Raw genomic sequence first — 18,307 nt, 5'->3', positions numbered from 1 at the left:
CGAATGGATCAGGAAAAACAAGCGACTATTTTAATTGTGGACGACGAGCCTCTTAATCTTAATGTGCTAGTCGGATTACTCAGTAATGATTATAAAACCTTCGTTGCCAAGTCCGGGGCACAAGCACTGGGACGAATAGAGAAAGGTCCTTTACCTGACCTGATTCTGCTTGACGTAATGATGCCTGAAATGAATGGATTGGAAGTCTGTCGACTACTAAAAAGTAACCCTTTGACAAATCCGATACCTGTCATTTTTGTCACCGCCATGGGGGAGGAAGCAGATGAGTCAGAAGGTTTTAAGGTCGGAGCCGTTGACTACATTAACAAGCCTATCTCACCTGCAATTACAAAGGCCCGAATTGCCACTCATCTTAATTTGTCAAAGGCGCGACAAGCGCTGCAGGAACAAAATCTGGCGTTAGAGTATGCTGTACGTCAAAGGACACTGGAAATTCAGCTCACTCAGGATATTACCACTTTAGCGATGGCCTCCCTGGCGGAGACCCGTGATAACGAAACGGGTAATCATATCCGTCGTACTCAAAACTACGTAAAATTGTTGGCAGAAACCCTACGTCATCATGATGATTTTAAAGAAGCCCTCGACAGTGACCGTGTTATTGATCTGCTTTATAAGTCAGCCCCCCTACATGATATTGGCAAGGTAGGTATTGCAGATAATATTCTGCTGAAACCGGGTAAGCTGGATGATGATGAATTCGTGGTTATGAAAACCCATGCCCAACTGGGTGGCTTGGCCATTGAAAAAGCTGAGAGTGAACTGGGTGAAGCCATTCATGACGTTTTAGGTGGTCAATCCTTCCTGCACTTCGCCCGCGAAATTGCCAATTACCATCATGAAAAGTGGGATGGCAGCGGTTATCCAGAAGGCTTAAAAGGTGATGATATCCCACTGTCTGCACGACTAATGGCTGTCGCAGATGTGTATGATGCTTTGATTTCGAAACGGGTCTATAAACCGGCTTTCCCTCATGATAAAGCTGTTTCAATTATTAGGGATGGCAGCGGCAGCCATTTTGATCCCCGTATTGTTGCGGCGTTCCTGGCAGTAGAAGAAGAGGTTAAAGCTATTGCAACCCGCTATAGCGATGAGAACACAGTAGAAGAATAGTCGTTTACAAATCAGAGACAGATGTCCGCAACCAGCTTTCCCGAATAAACCATCACCGCCTTGGGTGGTGTTTATTCGGGCACTCTAACACAGGCTGTGTGGTGGCAGATAGCACCGCCTCCCCGACAACCCCGTAAGACCTATCAAGCGACCAGCGCTTTATTACAGGCTTTTCATAAAAAATTATTGCTGCAGAGAATGTTCAAACGCTTTCATCAACTGACCGGAAATAGCAAATTCACCGGGTCTTAAAGGGAAGTCTTCTAGACGCCCCCAGCGCGCTTCAACAATCTCTTTACCATCAACCCGAATCTCACCACCTGCATAGTCACAAATATAACCCAGCATCAGAGAATGAGGGAAAGGCCAGCTCTGGCTGGAGAAGTAGCGGATATTATCCACCTGAACACCGATCTCCTCCTCCACTTCACGATGCACCGCCTGCTCAGCTGTTTCACCGGGTTCGATAAACCCCGCAATACAACTGAAATAACCTGCTTTGAAGTTACTGTTTCTTGCCAGCAACACCTTATCGCCCTGCGTGATCAGTACAATAACGCAGGGATTAATTCTAGGATATTGGCGATAACCACAAGCATCACAGCACATGGCGTTCTCTTCAGGGTGAATACGTGTTTTACAACCACAGCGACAGCAGAAGTTGTGTTCCTGCTCCCAGGTCAACAACTGGCTGGCACTGGCTATTAACTCAAACATCACCCGCCCCAGATCCATCAGTAAAGCGCGGAAATTAATCAGACCGAACTCATTATGTTCGCTCAGCCAGTGCACCCACTGCCCGCCCCGGCTGGCATAAACAGGGATACCCTCAAGAGTTGACACATAGCGCCACTGTTCATCGGGTAACGTAGCGGCCATCTCAGCGGCTGATAACAAGGGGGCTTTAGCTTCATTGATAACAAGATCATGACCGACAAAAATCAATAACTGACAATTGGCCGGTAGTTGATCAGTGCTGCAGTGGCGATTCCAAACCATTTTGCTCTCCTAAATCATAAAATCTGGCCTGATCAACATAGATAAAGCCTCATCTCGCAGGATGGGAGCTTGGTCCTTGATTCAGATACCGATGCTTGTGTCTAGAGCCCAGTGGCTAAGTCAAAATGCCGAAAAACTGCGGCACTAATGATCCGCCCATGTAACCCGCCCATGTAACCCGCTAAGGAGGATGATCATTTTACTCCACTGCTGACACTGACACATTAAAGCCATTATAACCGTCTAAACCAAAACCGTCCCACAATACCTTTTCAATCCTCCCGCAACAGCCTTCCCAGTGACTCGCCACCCAATCACAAAGATCCGAAAATCTTGGATAGAAATGGCTCCCGTAAAAACATTGATACGCAAAGCGAATAATATGGTGGCTATAATGATGTGGCATGATTTAAACCCTGCGAGACAGTGGATTTCTGTTTATAATACGCGCTCATTTAGTGTGAAGGTGAGTTATGAGAGTTTGTGGTGTAGAACTAAAAGGCAGTGAAGCTTTAATCAGTTTATTAGCCAAGTCAGGCGAGCTGTTTGACATTCCTGATTGCCGCCAGGTCCGCTTTACTATTAAGGACAGTGACGACCAGCATCAGATGCGCTATTTTCAGCAAGCCTTTGCCAAACTGATGCAAGACTATAAAGTTGATCATGTGGTCATTCGTCAACGCCCACATAAAGGCAAGTTTGCCGGTGGTGCCGTAGGCTTTAAGATGGAAGGTGCTCTTCTGGCTTTGACTGATGTGGATGTGACGATCCTGACGCCTAGTGCCATCAAGGAGCAGTTGAAGAAAACGCCGCTGCCAATTGATTTTCGTGAAACGGGCCTGAAACAGTTCCAGGAGCCAGCATTTACCACGGCTTTTGCTTTTTTAAGCCAGCCTGAAAAAGCAAAGGGCAGTAGGCCTGAGGAAAACCCTTGGGGTAGCAAAGATTAACAACGCCTAACAATGCGTACAGGGCCAGTCGGAATTCTGATTGGCCCCTTTTGTTATGACAGCTGATCAACGCGTCTTTATATCAATATCTGTCACGATATCCTGTAGCGGGATCTGTAAAAACGGTCTTAATAAAAGGTAATTAAACCCTGGTGCCATCAAACAAACCCTGGCATCATCAAAAACAGCCAGGGCTTAACGATGTCGTATGATACTGCAGGGCTGGCGTATTACTTCTCGGCCGCAACTACAGTCATTTCAACCAACAGCTCAGGGCGAGCCATGCGAGCTTCAACACAGGCACGGGCTGGAGCAAAACCTTCCGGTACCCAGGCATCCCATACTTCGTTCATTGCAGCAAAATCTTTCATATCGCGCACATAAACAGTCACAGACAAAATATGCTCTTTGTCAGAACCCGCCTGTTCAAGCAGTTTTTCAACCTTTTCCAGGGTTGTGCGTGTCTGTTCAGCAATATCTGCACTTGCATCAGCAGCAACTTGGCCACACAGGTAAATCGTACCATTGTGTTTTACGATGCGGCTCATACGCTGACCTACTTCAATACGCTCAATAGTCATATCTAACTCCGAAAAGATGAAAAACCATATTTTAGCAAGACCAGAACAAACTCTATTCTGAATTAAGAGTAAAAATCAGGCTATGATATTGAATTTAAAGAAAATAAAGGTTTATTCATCTGACCAAAGGCAAAAAGTAAATTGTAAAACACTGCTTAGCTATTAAGCAGCGCTTTCATTTCAGCCACCTGCTCACGGGCATTTTCCAGAATAGAAATAGTCGCATCCGGGTCCATCTGCCCTGAACAGAGCTTGCGGTAGGAAGGTAATTGGTCAAATGTAGGTAAACTACTGCAGTGCACACCACTCTTATGCATAGTCAAACTGTAAAGACGAGCAACAATCAACACATCGGTTAAGGTAGGTTTACTTTCATAGGGCTCAAAGAACCAGGTATCACTGTGTTGAACTGCCGTAACCAAAGCTTTCGGCAAGTTCCACTTATGCAAAATAATAGCCCCTACCCGACTACTCGCATCGGCCAGTATCTCATCCAGAATTTCAGGTTCACGTTCAAGATAAGGGTGCTCCGCGGCAAAATTCAATAACGGCAGTTCACCAATATTGTGCAATAAGCCTGCTAACATCGCTTCTTCAGGCACCAGGCGATCACATTGTTTTGCCAGAACGTAGCATAACGCGCCTAACTGAATACTATTCTTCCAACTCTTTAATTGACGTTTTTTAATCCAGTTAGGCAACTGGCTATCAGTAGCATCTTTTACTGTAAACGCCGTAATTAAATGGCGGGTAGTTGTTAACCCCAACCGTGTGATGGCATCACTGAGCTGGGTAATCTCAATTAAACCACGGTAGAAAGGACTGTTTGCCATACGCAGCAAACGGGCAGTGATATTAGCATCAGAGGCGATCAGCTGGGACAGCTTGTTAGCCCCCAACTTATCATCACTCATCAGATGACTGATTTTTTTGACCAGTTCCGGCAAGCTGGGTAAGGTAACCCTGTTTTTGGCCAGTGATTGATAGAAGTCATGCACAATCTCGTGGCTGTCGCTGCCTGCCTGGATCGTAAGGTAATGCTCAGATGACTTATCATCACGCCCATGCAACAGCTCCAGCAACTCGTTATGTACCGAAAAGTATTCTGTATCTTCGATGGCAACTATTTCAAAACCACTATCAAACTGCTCAAATTGAATAGAGCTAAGCTCACTGTCTGCGGCAACCCTTCTCTGCTCCCCTGCGTTTAGTTCAATAGCCAATGAACCCGATACAACAAAGAACTCAAGATGGTCATGAACTGGACTACTGATAATACGCTGTCCGGCGTTTATTCTTAGCAACTGTAAATTATAGCTAAGGAAAATACGCTGTTCCTCAGGCAGTTCTGCAAAAACAGGGAACTTGGCTAATACTTCAGGAGCCAGTGTATTTGGTTCTATGGCCATTATATCAATCCGCTTGATGCCAAAACTCAATCACAACAGTAGTTCTGAAGGGACAGCATAGCATTGGCCGGTCAATTGCGTGAGAAACAAAATTAAACATTGTGCTAAAACGTCCTAATTCAATATGCCACGTTTTGACTTATCCCTTCAGGTCGAAACAAGCTTGCCATCGTCCCTGACAGGAGTGAAGCCTGCTGACATTACGAAGCTTATTGTCGGCTTTATTATAGCGTTCCCCCCCTATAGCGAGCAAAGCAAAAACGACAGAAACGCCTTTGATATTAGTGATTTGCAGCATATTTATCAGAATATTCTTACTGTCACTCCAATAAATTAACAAAATCAGGCTAATTTATATAAATTTAAGACAACTCAATATTCCTCTTAATGATCCTACCCGAGGCCAGGTTTTGACTACACTAAATCAAAACCGCCACAACGGATTACTGTTATGAAAAAGCTCCCCCTTGCCATTGAAACCTTTGCAGAAATTCGTGAGAACAATTACCTCTACATCGATAAAACCGAGCATATTTTACGCATGGTGCAATCTGCCAAGGCCAACTTCCTGTCTCGCCCCGGACGTTTTGGCAAAAGCTTATTACTGGATACCATGCAACAACTATTTGAGGGTAACCAAGCTCTGTTTGAGGGGCTTTATATCGCGAACAAATGGGACTGGCTGACTAAGTACCCGGTTATCAAACTCGACTTTTCTTCAGGCAGTGTCTCCAACCGTGAAGAACTGGATCGCCGTATGCACCAGTTGCTGGCCAATAACCAACAGCGTCTGGGACTTGAGTTCGCCCCCTGTGAGGACAGCATCAACTATTTCGAGCAACTCATCAGGGAAACGCACCATCATTACCAGCAGAAAGTGGTTGTTCTGCTGGATGAATACGACAGGAATATTCTGGATAACTTAAACACCCCCAAGTCAGCCAATGGAATCTTATCTGGCCTTAAAGGCCTCTATTCCGTCCTGAAAGCTCAGGATGCTCATATCCACTTTATCTTTATGACGGGTATCACCAAGTCAACCAAGGTGAAGCTCTTTAGTGGGATTAACCAACTGGTGGATATATCACTGGACCAACGTTTTTCCGATATTTGTGGTTTTACTCAGGTAGAACTTGAAACCCAGATGGCAGAACACCTCTCTGGCGTTGACTGGCAGCAACTCAGAGATTGGTACGGCGGCTACCAGTTCCTTGGTACAGAGATCTTCAACCCTTACGCTGTGATGTTATTTGCAGCGAAAGACAAACAATACCGCAGTTACTGGTTTGAAACCGGAAGACCCTCCTTTTTACTGCGCTTGCTGCAACGACATCGCTATTTCCTGCCTGATTTTGAACAGCTGGAGGTCAGTGACGATATCTTAGACTCATTTGACGTTGAGCATATCAACCCCGTCACCCTGATGTTCCAAAAAGGTTATTTGGCTCTTGATAAGGTTTACACCGATGAACTGGGCGAACAAAGCTACAAGCTTAAAATCCCTAACCGTGATGTGCGCAGTGCATTGGGCAATCAACTGATTGCCGGTTATGCCAGTATCGAAGAGGAAAGCAAAACACTGCGTCAAAACCTCTATCGGGCATTAAGCGATGGTGACCTTCCCGCCTTAAAACATGAGCTGATCTATATTTTTGACCTGATCCCCTGGCGCAGTTATAAGCTTCAGATCATTGAAGAGTTTAAAGGCTTTTACACCTCGGTTGCCTATGCTTTTTTCTCCAATATCAACGCAACAGTTATTCCTGAATCAACCAGAAACAGAGTACAGATCGATATGACGGTAATGCTGGGGGATTATATTTACGTGATGGAATTCAAGCGGGATGAAAGAAAAGAGTTTACGCCTTTTGAACCCAATCCGGCTTTGGTGCAACTTAAGGAAAAAGCTTATGGGGAAAAATACCGCCATTCCGGTAAAACGGTATTTTATGTGGGGCTGATCTTTAACAGCCATGAACGCAGACTGGTTCAGATGGATTGGGAGCCACTTGAGCCGTCCCCTTCTCTTTCCTGATCAGCCGGGCTTTTTTGTTCAGTGAGTAAAACCTGGCTTTAAACGCCCTTAGCCAGCCCGCTTACAGGTGCCCTGTTTTACGCCAAAACAGGGTATCTTGCTCAACTTTACGGGCTCCACACTGAAAACCTATAGGGTTTCTCACCCAATGGCCTTCGGTATAACGCCCCGCATCATCAATCAACTCCCCTTTTATGATGTAGAGCTCTTCACCACCAGATAACTCTGCCGCATCCTGTTCGGTACCTGCTGGCCAGAACTCCAGGGCAACACGCTCTTGATTATGACGATGCAAAGGTATTCGCTGGCGCTCAGCTGAGTCAGATCCCCCAAAATCACAGGAACCAAGCCCATTAATCTGCGTATCAATACAGACATGTTCGCTATCATCCGGCTGAAACTGGTGGAGTTTGACCAGAATAATGCAGCCCTCTTCACTGAAAGGGCCATGACGAAACCCTTCTGGATTGCGAAAATAAGAACCCGCAGGATAATCGCCACTTTCGTCAGAAAAAGTGCCCTCTAATACCAGAATCTCTTCACCCTTAGGATGATCATGGGGTGAAAAACGGGCTCCGGGCTCATAACGAACAATGCTGGTAGCATGACCCCGCTCGGCCTCTTCCCGCGCCAGAGGTTTTCGCCAGACTCCAGCCATCGGACTGGCGACCCAATTCTGATCTCGGGTATCAAGCACCACTCTTTTACTGAAATCCATATTAAGCATCAAACAACCTCTGACATAGGCATTATCTCAATATCCAGGTTACGGATTGAACCCGGATATCTATCAATCACAAAATCAAGCGCGTAATCAAGCCAGCTTATGCCGCTTGGAACTTGTCAGCATAGTCACGCACAAAGTGCATAATATCCGTTGACTCATACAACCAGCCACTACGGCCATCTTTCATATCGATGCGCAGGCAAGGCACCTGAGACTTACCGCCATTTTTCATCAGCTCAGCGCGATGCTCCGGATTCAGTTGAATATTTCTCAGCTCAATATCCAATGCTGTCTGATCAATCACCCGGCGCGTCATCACGCAGAATGGGCAAGAGTCATAGTGATATAAAGAAAAACCGGCAACTGTTTCAGGGGTAAGTTGGTCTAATGTACTCATAAATCTACTTCCTTTAACGAATGCTGATATTATGCCGGGGTTTTAGCGAACAAAATATGATTTTTTGTTGACCATAATTGTCATTTTGTTCAAAACATCAGGTTAAACTACTCTGTACAACCCATATACAAAGGAGACAGCGATGGAGCAGAGTGATGCACTTGCGGATGTATTAAAAACCATACGTCTTAAAGGAGATAGCTATTTCTGTTCCGATTTTGCTTCTCCCTGGGGCATGGAGATCGACTATAACCAAAACGGTTTATTCCATGTGGTTGTTCGGGGACGCTGCTGGTTGCAGCAGCACCATGAAAGCCAACCCTTGCATCTGGATCAGGGCGATATCGTCGCCTTCCCTACCGGCTGCGCCCACTGGATCGGCTCTCACTCCAGAAGTCATCGCCTGCCTGCTCAGCAAGTGGTGGAACAGATACAATCCGGTAGCAACCCTTTCTCTCCTCATGATCTGCATCCTGTGACTCACACCTTGTTGTGCGGTTCTTTTAACTACGATTTTTCCCTTGACCATCCATTCCTAAAAGACCTGCCCTGCTTTATTCATATTAAAGCATCTGAAACACCCGATCTGGACTGGTTAAGAACCATCGCTATGGTATTGGCCAATGAATCTCATACTGCATCACCGGGTTCATCTGTCATGGTCGATAGACTGACCGAAGTCCTCTTTATTCAGCTGATCCGCTTTTATATGAATCAGCACAAGGGCAATCTGGGCTATATCTCCGCCCTGGCTGATCCCCAAATCGGCCTGGCACTGAACCTGATCCATGGGGATGAAGAGGCTTACTGGAATGTAGAACGCCTGGCCAGTGAACTGGCACTATCACGCACCGCCTTTACCGAAAAATTCTCCGCAATGGTAGGCATGCCACCTAAAAGCTACTTAGTTGATTGGCGCATGCAAAAGGCCAAGCAACGTTTGCAGCAGGGTGACGACAGTATGTTTACCATCGCAGAATCATCCGGTTACTCCTCCGAATCCGCTTTTAGTAAAGCTTTTAAACAGCATTTTGAACAAACGCCGGGATTTATTCGCCGTCAGGGCAAGTAGATATTACTGAATGTCGTCATATTTTAGTCATAAGCTCTTTTTATAAGCCATTAAAGGGAGTTTGCTCTGACACTTGCTTATTTACGACATGTTTACCTGGGACTTTCAGTTCTACCCACTGAGGGATACCTCCTGAGGGATATACCCAACTCTCGCGCTGCAACAGAGAATAAGGTCCTCGGTTGAATAATAACAATGAGGAATAAGCATGAATATGAAGCAAACCCTTTCCGGTCTGGCCCTGGCTTTTGCAGTAACAGGAGCACAAGCTGCTGAGATGTCTGGTACCGTAGGGTTCACCACAGACTATCGTTCCCGTGGTATCTCTCAAACCTCCGGTGATGCAGCGATCCAAGGCAGCCTTGATGCGGCTTTTGATAACGGTGTTTATATCGGTGCCTGGGGCAGTAACGTTGATTGGGGTGACGATGCTAACCTGGAAATCGATTACTACATCGGTTACGGCGCAGATATCAACGACGATCTGAGCTACGACGTCTCTTTCAACTACTACACCTATCCAGGGTATGACGCTGCCGATGCAGACTACGCAGAGATTATCGCAGGGCTTTACTACGGCGATCTGTCGGCCACTTTTGCCTACTCAAACGACTACGCCAATCTGGATGAGTCCGCCCAATACATCGCATTAGACTACAGCCTTGCCGTCAACGACGATATCTCTGTTGATCTGCACGTAGGCCACTCTTTTGGTGATTACTGGGGTAAAGCCGATATCGACGACTATCAGGACGCATCCATCTCCGTCTCCGGTTCAGTGGCCGGTATGGATCTTACCGCTTCATACCTGATCAACAATATCGATGACGCAGATGAGACAGACAAAGGCGCATTCCGTAATGATGACACCCTGATCCTATCCGTTTCCCGATCTCTATAATCCTTTCAGCGCTATCTCAGCCCTGTCCACTCTACTCTTCAGCATGACAGGGCTGATGTTTCAATCGTGACTCACTTATGTTTCGCATTGCCGCCTGTAGATTCAGGCGGCTTTTTTATCTCAAGTGATCACAACACCACACTTCAGATAAACATCGCAAGTCAAAGCGCCACCTACCAATCAGTGATGATGGCCACCAATACCGTGAGCATGACCATGGGCCTTCTCTTCCGCCGTCGCATCACGCACATCACCCACCTGCAACTCAAACGTCAGCGTTTTACCCGCCATAGGGTGATTGGTATCAATCGTCGCCATAAACTTACCCACCTTCAAAATAGTCACCTGACGCTGGCCCTGCTCCGTTTGAATAACCGCCATCATACCCGGCTTCCACTTCTTAGCCCCCATCAGATGTTTTACAGGTACACGCTGCTCGCTGCCTTCCACACGCTTACCGTAGGTCTCTTCAGGTGGCAAAGTCACAGAAAAGCTTTCACCCGTTTCACGACCAGCCAGCGCCTTTTCAACACCCGGCATCATATTCTTATGACCATGCAGATAGGCCACAGGCTCATCACCGACATTAGACTCTAAAGCCTGACCATTCTCATCTTTTACCGTGTAGAAAAACTGTACAACCATATCATCGGAGATTGGCATAACTACTCCACAATTCAAGGGGTTATCTTCTATTTTTCCAGAAGATTATCCCACAATGGCCCGTTTGTCCCACACTTTTACATTTTGACGACAATCCTGCGTTAAGGGTTTCCGCACTAACCCAACGCATATTAAAACGGCCACGTGAGCCAACTCCTCTAGCCGTTCGTTAGTTGCCCTTATACATACCCAGTGCTAACATTTGTACACACAGTATTAGGAGCTGACTATGGATACCAGAATCCAGTTTCGCATTGACGAAGAGACTAAGCGTTTAGCCCAAATTATGGCTGAAAGCCAAGGCCGCACAATAAGCGACGCATGCCGTGAACTGACTGAGCAGCTTGCCGAGCAACAGCGCAAAGTATTGTCTCATGACTCTTGGCTTACAGAGCAAGTTAACCTTGCCTTTGAGAAGCTTGACTCAGGAGCATCGGTATTTGTAGAACATGATAAAGCCAAAAATAGAATGGCAGAGCGTAAAGCAAAAATTCGAAGACAAGGACAAATATGATTCTATGGGAAGAAGAATCACTAAATGATCGGGAGAAAATTTTTGAGTTTCTCTATGACTTCAATCCCGCGGCTGCTGAAAAAACAGACGACCTTATTGAGCAGAAAGTTGAGCATTTATTAGAGCAACCGTTAATGGGTGTTCAACGTGATGGTATTCGCGGCAGGCTGTTAATTATCCCTGAAATATCCATGATCGTATCTTATTCGGTTGAAGGTTCAGTTATTCGAATAATGCGAGTTCTTCATCAAAAACAAAAATTTCCGGCTGAATAGTTGGGTTTTATGGGTAAAGTCCTTGCTCAGACGCCTCTGGAGTGGAGCTGTTTTGTGCTAGCGTAGAGTACAGCACAAAGCGAGCTGAGTGTATGCGGTCAGGTACGAGACTGTAGATAAAACTGTGTAGCTGCCTATCATTTGAACCAGTAATGGCTAAGGATAGGCAGATATGAATAGGCAACAGATTGAAGCATTCGCTGACTTATCTATTCGACTTATTGGACAACTATCTTGAAAACTACCGCCCACTGTTCATTTTTATTCAGTACAGGTTTATTGGACAACTATCCTGACACAGCGGGCTGGTAAAGAAAGCCCGTTAAAGAAGATCTGGAGGAAACCAGTAGTAAAACTGCGAGCTGATAAACAAAATGATGAAGCCTGGTGTTCATGTTCAAGCGGCAGTTGCATGACCAGCCCATTTGAGCCAACATGACAAGGTCAAATGAGCTAAAAACTGGAGACTTGCTATGGCTACAGCCGAATTAAAAAGTTTTAAGCCTAAACGAGGCAACAAAACAAATTTCTGGTTTAGCCTTGGGATTGAAGACGCAAAAACAGCACGAACAGACGCTGTACACCAAGGGTTTAAGCCACAGGTATACCGCAACATTATAGAAAGAACAAAGCTATCTCAAAGTGAGTTTCATAACGTCACTCATATTCCCGTTAGCACGATCAAACGCCGACTTAAAAATGGAGAGCGCTTTAGCACTCAAGAAAGCGATGCCATTTATAGATTAGCGATGCTTATTAAGCTTGCTACCGACCTGTTTAATGACGAGAAAAGAGCTTTAGAATGGATACGTGAGAGCGTCTATGGTTTAGGTGGCAAGAGACCACTGGATATGGTGTCGACTACCGTGGACTTTGAAATTGTAAAAGATCTTATCGGCAGAGTTGAGCACGGAGTTTTCTCATAATGAAGCTTTACCGTTTAACTCAGAAAAAATTTGCAGATACGCCCTTCAGCCCCGAGGGAGCAAAACTGTACGGCGGCCGGTGGAACTCCAAGGGTACAGAGGCTCTATATTTCGCAGAATCAGAGTCCTTATGCTCACTGGAAGTGTTTGTTCATGTCCATAACGACCCGAACATTGTTGATCAATACGATCTTTATCGCATAGATGTGCCAGACGAGCTTATCGTAAAACTGGATGAAGAAGACCTACCTGCAACATGGAGAAATATTCCCGCTGGTGAAGAAACACAGGAAATTGGTGATGAATTTCTAAATGCAGTAGAGCCTCAATATGCCGCCCTACAAGTTCCATCAACAATCTCCCCAAGAGACAACAACTACGTCGTTAATCCCAACCATCCAGCGATGGAAAAAAGCTTTAAGAATCATGAAAAACTAGAGTTTGACTTTGATCCAAGAATTTTCAAATAGCTACGTAGGATCATCGCCAACTCTATATAAGCCCTAACGCCGAGTTAAGGGATGAACGCCGCATAAACCAAGTTTGCGCAGACCGCTTTCACCACTGAAATCAGCGCAAACTAAACATGCCACGCGGCATGAGTACCTCTCGAATACCTTGTTATGCGCGTGCTTCAGACCAAACAGCAAATTCATTACCACTTGGCTCTACAAAATGAAAACGACAACCACCAGGAAACTCAAAGATTGGACGGATAATATCGCCGCCATTGTTCACAACTTTATCCAATGTAGACTCTATATCTGCGCTGTAGAAGACCAAAAGAGCCCCACCCGTTTGTGTCTGGCTGCAAGAGTCTGATTGAAAGAAACCACCGTCTAAACCCTGATTGGAAAATGCTGAATATTCAGGGCCATAGTCAACAAAGCTCCAGCCAAAAACCTTTGAAAAGAATGCTTTCGTTGACTCTAAGTCTTTCGCTGCAAATTCTACATAATTAAGCTTTTCATGCTGATTCATTGTTAACTCCTGTCATTTTTCCAATTAGCGCATAACGCCACATTCACCGGCAGTTTGGAGCACGGCGTAAAATTGTTCGAGTGTAGCGCATTCAGTGACACCCGAAAACGCTGGAGAACTTTAAACAGCGGGTTCGACATTTAACGAGCCGTAACTGGGTGTGTCAATGCGATATCAGCTCTTCAAAATCAGTCAGTATCTACGTGGCTGGATTAATTATTTTGGTATCGCCAATGGCTATCAGCGCTGTGTCGATCTGGATCACTGGATACGACGCAGAGTAAGGATGGCTTATTGGCGTCAATGGCGAAAACCACGTACCAAAGTAAGGAATCTGATGAAGCTTGGTGTCCATGTTCAAGCCGCAGTTGCGCGTGGCATGACCAGCAAAGGACCGTGGCGTAGCGCAAAACTCCGGGGATTAATCAGGCCCTGTCCTTGGGCTACCTGAAATCCGAGGGACTTTACTCGCTACGAGATGGTTGGATTAAACTTCACTATCCTGAGTGAAACGCCCTGTGCGGACCCGCATGCAGGGTGTTGTGGGGGCTGAGGGCTAGATACCCTCGGCTACCCGATTATGCACTGCTATCCGCTGAATTTGTTTACTGGTAAGTATGCTTCACCAGTCTGGGATGCATGACGCCGAACCCTTGAAAGTATGTCGTTAAAACTCATTGATCCAGACAAAAACAGGTACAAATGACTAGCATCGAGTAAAAGAATTGTTGTTTTATTCCCCGATGCATCTGATATAGCTACGCTGCTGTATCCTGACATTGTTAGCATGACACCCATTGTGTTGTCAGCCATTTTGCTCACTTTAGCCTTTAAGGAATCAACATCCGGGGCACCGGCCTGGTCTTTTTGAAATTTTAGCTCCACCAAATAAGTCGTACCATCTAATGTCATAGACCCATCTATTTGCCGCCCACCAGTCTTGTAAGGCTTTCTATTAGTTATCTCGCAATAATCCAGCATTCTGTAGAACCAATCCTCAAATTCGTAACCCCCTTCCTGGGTTCCGATTTTTGTATGCATAGCATCAAGTTCTTGCTGTAGTTTTGCTTTATCTGTTAATGATCGTTGTATTTTCTCGCGCTCTTCACGCGCCCTTTGCTGCGCTTCGGCTCTATCCCTTTCACTTTTTATTTCTTCATCCTGCTCTCTAAGATAGTGCTTTAACTCCTGTACGGCCTTGTGAGCATCCTGTATTTTTTGATCGGAGTCTTCCCAGTTCCGAAGATCAGGAAACGTACGCTGCTCCGACAAGTTCCTCGCCATCTGATAAATAACAGCTTTACCTTTATCAGTTTTTTGCAGAGTCAGAAACATTCTATCTAGCAAATCACGCTTAGATTCTGCTTCTGCCCACGAGGCTAAAAAGCTCTCCGACACATGTGATGCACGGAGAAATTTTCTCAACGCGTTCTTGCGCCAATAAGACTTCAAAGCAGCTTCGTACGTAAGCTCTATCAATCTAGGAGTAATTTTTGCTGCCAAATTTCACATCCTTTCTGGTTTTGCATAACGCCCGCAACACCGGACAATTTGAAGCGCAGCTGAAAATTGTTCCGTGTGCTTGCGCTTGTTAAGTGTTCTATGACTCAGCATCTCGCTTTTCAACTGCATTGAGAGCACCTTGTGGTAGTTTACCGTAAAGCTCGGCAACCTTTTTAGGTCTCGCTATTCGGTCTTCTACAATAAAATTAACCATTTCAAATAAGCTATGAGCAATTTCAGGGTTATCGGTTAATTCAATTTCACCAGGGTGCACGCCATTATTTCCGATGACCCTGCAGTAATCTAAAGCTTGCTGAACTTCTACCGGTAAACCTTTTTTAACCAGCTCTCCAATATCGTCGTTTATATTCTTCCCTTTTTCTCCAAGTTCTACCATTAGCTTTTGTACACACAAACGAAGAAGTGCAGCAGCTGCACGTGGCGAGCGAGCGACGATATCTCTAGCTTCTTCATATTCAGAGGTGCAAGTTTCTGGTAGGTCCAAGTGTGGAGGAGGTACAGGCGCTTCAGAGGGAACTATCATTCGATCATTGTGCCAATACGAATTCTTACCGCAGTGTGAGCAATGACTAAAGGTAAAGTCCGTGCTATAGGTCCCCTGATAGTTGCTCCACTTTAAATCGATCCAGCTTTGCTGCGCGTACACACCACACAGAATGCAGTGGAATTTTTTCTCTTTAAAAGTCGGTGGATAGTATTTGCTCATCATTCCTCTCAGGGTGGGTTTGACACTTAACGCTCGCAACACTGGACAATTTGGAGCGAAGTGGAAAATTGTTCCGAGTGCTTGCGCTTGTTATACGTAATATGCATCATTATCTCTGTGTCCAAATTCGGTCAGGATCGAATATTCATGCTAAATCTGGCATACTAACAACCAAACTCGAACCCTTTAGCAGTCCAGTAATAACTGGAGGCCAGCTTCCTTTGCTTTTAGTAAAAAAGAGCCGTTCTTCTGCTCGTGAAAGACCAACAAAGAATGAGTTTTTTTCCTCTCTTTGTTTTTCTTCATTTTTTCGTTGTATCGCCTGACGCAAGCCCCACCAAGAATCATCATGGAAATCAACGAAAAATACTGTATCAAACTCCAACCCTTTGCTTTTATGGATGGTCATTAGTTTGACCTGATTTGTTCCCTCATAGTTTTCTATTGCTTGCTTTATATCTTTTGGGTTTTTATCAAGCGCATCTTGGAAAAGAAGGCAGAAGGATTTGCCTACTTTGTTTAGGTGCTGTGACCTATATTGAGGAAAAATAGCTTTTATCTTCGCTTTGCCGACAGTTTTTACAATTTTGGCTACGGCATTCTCTATAGGATTAGAAAGATCAATACATGATGCTAAATCTGCAATGTATTTTCTTAACTTCTTATAATCTCGATCCTGATCTAAATCATATCCTGTTAAATATGAAGCAACTCTCTCAAGTTCTTTTTCCTGAGTGTAGTTTATAAATCCCGTTTTATATCTTATGAGAAGAATCCAAAGAATGGAGAGAGGTTCTGACATAAGGTCTTGTATTTTGACACCATTTTTAACTACTAATGCATCTTCATTGCGAAGATTGAGACCGTTGTTTTGAAAGGTTTCGTTTGCTTGGTCAAAATAATCCTGAGCTTTCTGCCTCAAAATAAGAACAAAATCACTTGGTAACAAAGAGGGGGTTTTGCTCATAAGAAAATTAATATATTTGGAAATATACTCGGCCTCACTTTCTGCATCATCAAAGTCTTTTGCTCCCATACATTGAGCAGGAGGCGGATCCTTTCTGGTTCCTTCATAGATTATTGGCTCTTCACTAGGAGGGGTAAGGTCTTTGATAACATGATTTATAAGATCAACAATTTTGGAATTGGAACGATGATTAACCGCCAATGGGATTATTTCTGAATTGAAATCTTTCTTAAAATTTTCAAAATTTTTAGGATTGGCCCCGGCCCACCCCATTATCATTTGGTTTGTGTCCCCGACCGCTGTAATTATAGTGCCACTATCTCTGAAAATAGCCTTCACAAAAGCATATTGCGGGTCCGTCGTGTCCTGAAACTCATCAAGAAAAAGATATTTATACGTCGATAAAATCAGGCTTCTTACTTGACTATGGTTTTTAATGATGGTAAAAGCCATAGAACGGCACATAGGATAGTCGGCAATTTTATTTTCAGCACAATAATCCCATACTTTTACCATTGCATCGTCAGGTTCGTCACTTAAATCCAAAGGAGAATGTAAGTCGGGATTTCTGAAGGTGCTTCTGTACTTACAGGGCTGGCCTCCCAATTCTGTCCGCTCATAATCATCCCACCAGTTTCTATCAAAAGGATAGACGTCAAAGTCTGCCTGCATCTCAACCCAATCAGGCAAAAGTGATGAAAACCTGCGGGCAACAGAGATGAAGAATGCATCGAATGTCGATGAATCAAATCTGCGAGCCAATTCTTTGCCGCAACGCAAATCTACCCTGTTTTTAATGTTGGCAGCAGCATCCACTTTAAAGCTCAAAGCTAATATTCTTTGAGGCGATTTGCATGCCCCAGTTTGTAATAAAAAGTTTGCGCGTTGTGCTAAAAGCTCGGTTTTCCCTGCGCCAGGGCCTGCAAGGATGGATAAGTTTTTCTGATTTTCTTTGATAATTTTTTCTGCTGTCTTCGTTGTTATGAAACCGTCGCTCGGCTCCCAAAATTCAGCAGATAGATATTTACTCATCTTCTGTTCCTCGCAATAGAACAGAGCACTTCTCGATAAGCCGTTTTATAAAATCAGGGCATTCTGCCTCAATATCATCCCCATCAAGCTCTAATATATCTGCCATTGCCTGATAGTGTGAGGCAACTTTGCTTTTGGTGCAAAATAGATAGCGATATTTTTTTAACTCTTCATCAGAGTAAAGTGACGTGGTCAAGCAAATACTACCAGTCCAGTTAAGCGACTTCCTGTAGTCGATAAAATTCCCGTTCACAGTCATTAGGGCTCATATAACCCAGATATGAGTGAAGTCGCTTTTCGTTGTAATACATTACGATATACTCCCGTATATCCGCTATGGCTTCTTGCCGGGTTTGATAATGACACCACTGTACCCGCTCCTGCTTCAATGTGCCGAAGAAACTCTCAGCAACAGCATTATCCCAGCAGTTCCCCTTACGACTCATACTGCCTGTAAAACCATTCTTATCTATCAGCCTTCGGTACGCATGACTGGCATACTGTGATCCCTGAT

General features: G+C 44.8%; 22 protein-coding genes. 10 read left to right on the top strand and 12 right to left on the bottom strand.

The window, feature by feature from the left end:
- The first annotated feature begins 3 nt into the window (after positions 1-3).
- On the top strand, positions 4-1,134 hold the full coding sequence (locus H579_RS0118805) for an HD-GYP domain-containing protein (RefSeq protein WP_051227908.1): 1,131 nt from the start codon (positions 4-6) through the stop codon (positions 1,132-1,134).
- A gap of 183 nt (positions 1,135-1,317) precedes the next feature.
- On the opposite strand, the gene nudC is transcribed toward H579_RS0118805, so the two are convergent.
- Positions 1,318-2,133, bottom strand: coding sequence for an NAD(+) diphosphatase (gene nudC, locus H579_RS26580; RefSeq protein ID WP_051227906.1), 816 nt, complete (start codon positions 2,131-2,133; stop codon positions 1,318-1,320).
- 473 nt (positions 2,134-2,606) lie between these two features.
- Between nudC and H579_RS26575 the strand changes: the two genes are divergently transcribed.
- On the top strand, positions 2,607-3,083 hold the full coding sequence (locus H579_RS26575; protein WP_051227904.1) for a DUF3010 family protein: 477 nt from the start codon (positions 2,607-2,609) through the stop codon (positions 3,081-3,083).
- A 230-nt stretch (positions 3,084-3,313) separates the two neighbouring features.
- On the opposite strand, the gene H579_RS0118790 is transcribed toward H579_RS26575, so the two are convergent.
- Together H579_RS0118790 and H579_RS0118785 are read right to left on the bottom strand one after the other, a co-directional pair.
- The gene (locus H579_RS0118790) at positions 3,314-3,664 is read right to left on the bottom strand and encodes a RidA family protein (protein ID WP_028301934.1); all 351 of its coding nucleotides are present in this window, start codon (positions 3,662-3,664) and stop codon (positions 3,314-3,316) included.
- 155 nt (positions 3,665-3,819) lie between these two features.
- Positions 3,820-5,073: an HDOD domain-containing protein gene (locus H579_RS0118785; protein ID WP_028301933.1), complete on the bottom strand. Its 1,254-nt coding sequence runs from the start codon at positions 5,071-5,073 to the stop codon at positions 3,820-3,822.
- Between the two features lie 451 nt (positions 5,074-5,524).
- Here H579_RS0118785 and H579_RS0118775 point away from each other — a divergent pair, with 451 nt between their 5' ends.
- Positions 5,525-7,108, top strand: a complete 1,584-nt coding sequence (locus H579_RS0118775; protein WP_028301932.1) for an ATP-binding protein — start codon at positions 5,525-5,527, stop codon at positions 7,106-7,108.
- 61 nt (positions 7,109-7,169) lie between these two features.
- Here H579_RS0118775 and H579_RS0118770 read toward each other — a convergent pair whose 3' ends face one another.
- Complete coding sequence (locus H579_RS0118770) at positions 7,170-7,835, bottom strand: cupin domain-containing protein (protein WP_028301931.1); 666 nt, start codon at positions 7,833-7,835, stop codon at positions 7,170-7,172.
- A 97-nt stretch (positions 7,836-7,932) separates the two neighbouring features.
- Entirely contained in the window at positions 7,933-8,232 is a 300-nt protein-coding gene (locus H579_RS26570) for a glutaredoxin family protein (RefSeq protein ID WP_051227902.1), read from the bottom strand.
- Positions 8,233-8,374: 142 nt separating this feature from the next.
- Between H579_RS26570 and H579_RS0118760 the strand changes: the two genes are divergently transcribed.
- Complete coding sequence (locus H579_RS0118760) at positions 8,375-9,304, top strand: AraC family transcriptional regulator (protein ID WP_028301930.1); 930 nt, start codon at positions 8,375-8,377, stop codon at positions 9,302-9,304.
- Positions 9,305-9,512: 208 nt separating this feature from the next.
- On the top strand, positions 9,513-10,205 hold the full coding sequence (locus tag H579_RS0118755) for a TorF family putative porin (RefSeq protein WP_245583309.1): 693 nt from the start codon (positions 9,513-9,515) through the stop codon (positions 10,203-10,205).
- A gap of 180 nt (positions 10,206-10,385) precedes the next feature.
- Here H579_RS0118755 and H579_RS0118750 read toward each other — a convergent pair whose 3' ends face one another.
- Entirely contained in the window at positions 10,386-10,868 is a 483-nt protein-coding gene (locus H579_RS0118750) for an FKBP-type peptidyl-prolyl cis-trans isomerase (protein WP_028301928.1), read from the bottom strand.
- A gap of 229 nt (positions 10,869-11,097) precedes the next feature.
- Here H579_RS0118750 and H579_RS0118745 point away from each other — a divergent pair, with 229 nt between their 5' ends.
- The 4 genes from H579_RS0118745 to H579_RS0118730 all read left to right on the top strand — a co-directional run bounded on the left by H579_RS0118745 (position 11,098) and on the right by H579_RS0118730 (position 13,053).
- The gene (locus H579_RS0118745; RefSeq protein WP_028301927.1) at positions 11,098-11,382 is read left to right on the top strand and encodes a type II toxin-antitoxin system RelB/DinJ family antitoxin; all 285 of its coding nucleotides are present in this window, start codon (positions 11,098-11,100) and stop codon (positions 11,380-11,382) included.
- On the top strand, positions 11,379-11,657 hold the full coding sequence (locus H579_RS0118740) for a type II toxin-antitoxin system RelE/ParE family toxin (RefSeq protein ID WP_028301926.1): 279 nt from the start codon (positions 11,379-11,381) through the stop codon (positions 11,655-11,657). Before H579_RS0118745 ends, H579_RS0118740 begins: the two co-directional genes overlap by 4 nt.
- Before the next feature lie 473 nt (positions 11,658-12,130).
- Positions 12,131-12,583, top strand: a complete 453-nt coding sequence (parS, locus tag H579_RS0118735) for a type II RES/Xre toxin-antitoxin system antitoxin (RefSeq protein WP_028301925.1) — start codon at positions 12,131-12,133, stop codon at positions 12,581-12,583.
- Positions 12,583-13,053, top strand: a complete 471-nt coding sequence (locus H579_RS0118730; RefSeq protein WP_028301924.1) for an RES family NAD+ phosphorylase — start codon at positions 12,583-12,585, stop codon at positions 13,051-13,053. Before parS ends, H579_RS0118730 begins: the two co-directional genes overlap by 1 nt.
- A gap of 151 nt (positions 13,054-13,204) precedes the next feature.
- Here H579_RS0118730 and H579_RS0118725 read toward each other — a convergent pair whose 3' ends face one another.
- On the bottom strand, positions 13,205-13,564 hold the full coding sequence (locus tag H579_RS0118725) for a VOC family protein (protein WP_028301923.1): 360 nt from the start codon (positions 13,562-13,564) through the stop codon (positions 13,205-13,207).
- Positions 13,565-13,730: 166 nt separating this feature from the next.
- On the opposite strand from H579_RS0118725, the gene H579_RS28770 reads away from it, so the two are divergent.
- Entirely contained in the window at positions 13,731-14,015 is a 285-nt protein-coding gene (locus tag H579_RS28770) for a group II intron maturase-specific domain-containing protein (protein ID WP_245583308.1), read from the top strand.
- Positions 14,016-14,152: 137 nt separating this feature from the next.
- On the opposite strand, the gene H579_RS0118720 is transcribed toward H579_RS28770, so the two are convergent.
- The 5 genes from H579_RS0118720 to H579_RS0118700 all read right to left on the bottom strand — a co-directional run.
- Positions 14,153-15,067 (bottom strand): restriction endonuclease, encoded by a 915-nt coding sequence (locus H579_RS0118720; protein ID WP_211224755.1) that lies wholly within the window; start codon positions 15,065-15,067, stop codon positions 14,153-14,155.
- Positions 15,068-15,164: 97 nt separating this feature from the next.
- On the bottom strand, positions 15,165-15,794 hold the full coding sequence (locus tag H579_RS29750; RefSeq protein ID WP_028301921.1) for a DUF4145 domain-containing protein: 630 nt from the start codon (positions 15,792-15,794) through the stop codon (positions 15,165-15,167).
- 145 nt (positions 15,795-15,939) lie between these two features.
- Positions 15,940-17,793, bottom strand: coding sequence for a UvrD-helicase domain-containing protein (locus H579_RS0118710; protein WP_028301920.1), 1,854 nt, complete (start codon positions 17,791-17,793; stop codon positions 15,940-15,942).
- On the bottom strand, positions 17,786-17,989 hold the full coding sequence (locus H579_RS0118705) for a hypothetical protein (RefSeq protein ID WP_028301919.1): 204 nt from the start codon (positions 17,987-17,989) through the stop codon (positions 17,786-17,788). The genes H579_RS0118710 and H579_RS0118705 overlap by 8 nt, the downstream gene beginning before the upstream one ends.
- Before the next feature lie 19 nt (positions 17,990-18,008).
- Positions 18,009-18,307: IS3 family transposase (locus H579_RS0118700; RefSeq protein ID WP_028301918.1), on the bottom strand; the 299-nt coding region annotated here is incomplete at its 5' end.

Source organism: Oceanospirillum beijerinckii DSM 7166 (assembly GCF_000422425.1).
Lineage (GTDB): Bacteria > Pseudomonadota > Gammaproteobacteria > Pseudomonadales > Halomonadaceae > Oceanospirillum > Oceanospirillum beijerinckii.
The sequence above is the reverse complement of the archived record's forward strand: the minus strand, read 5'-3'. Positions and strand labels throughout refer to the sequence as shown.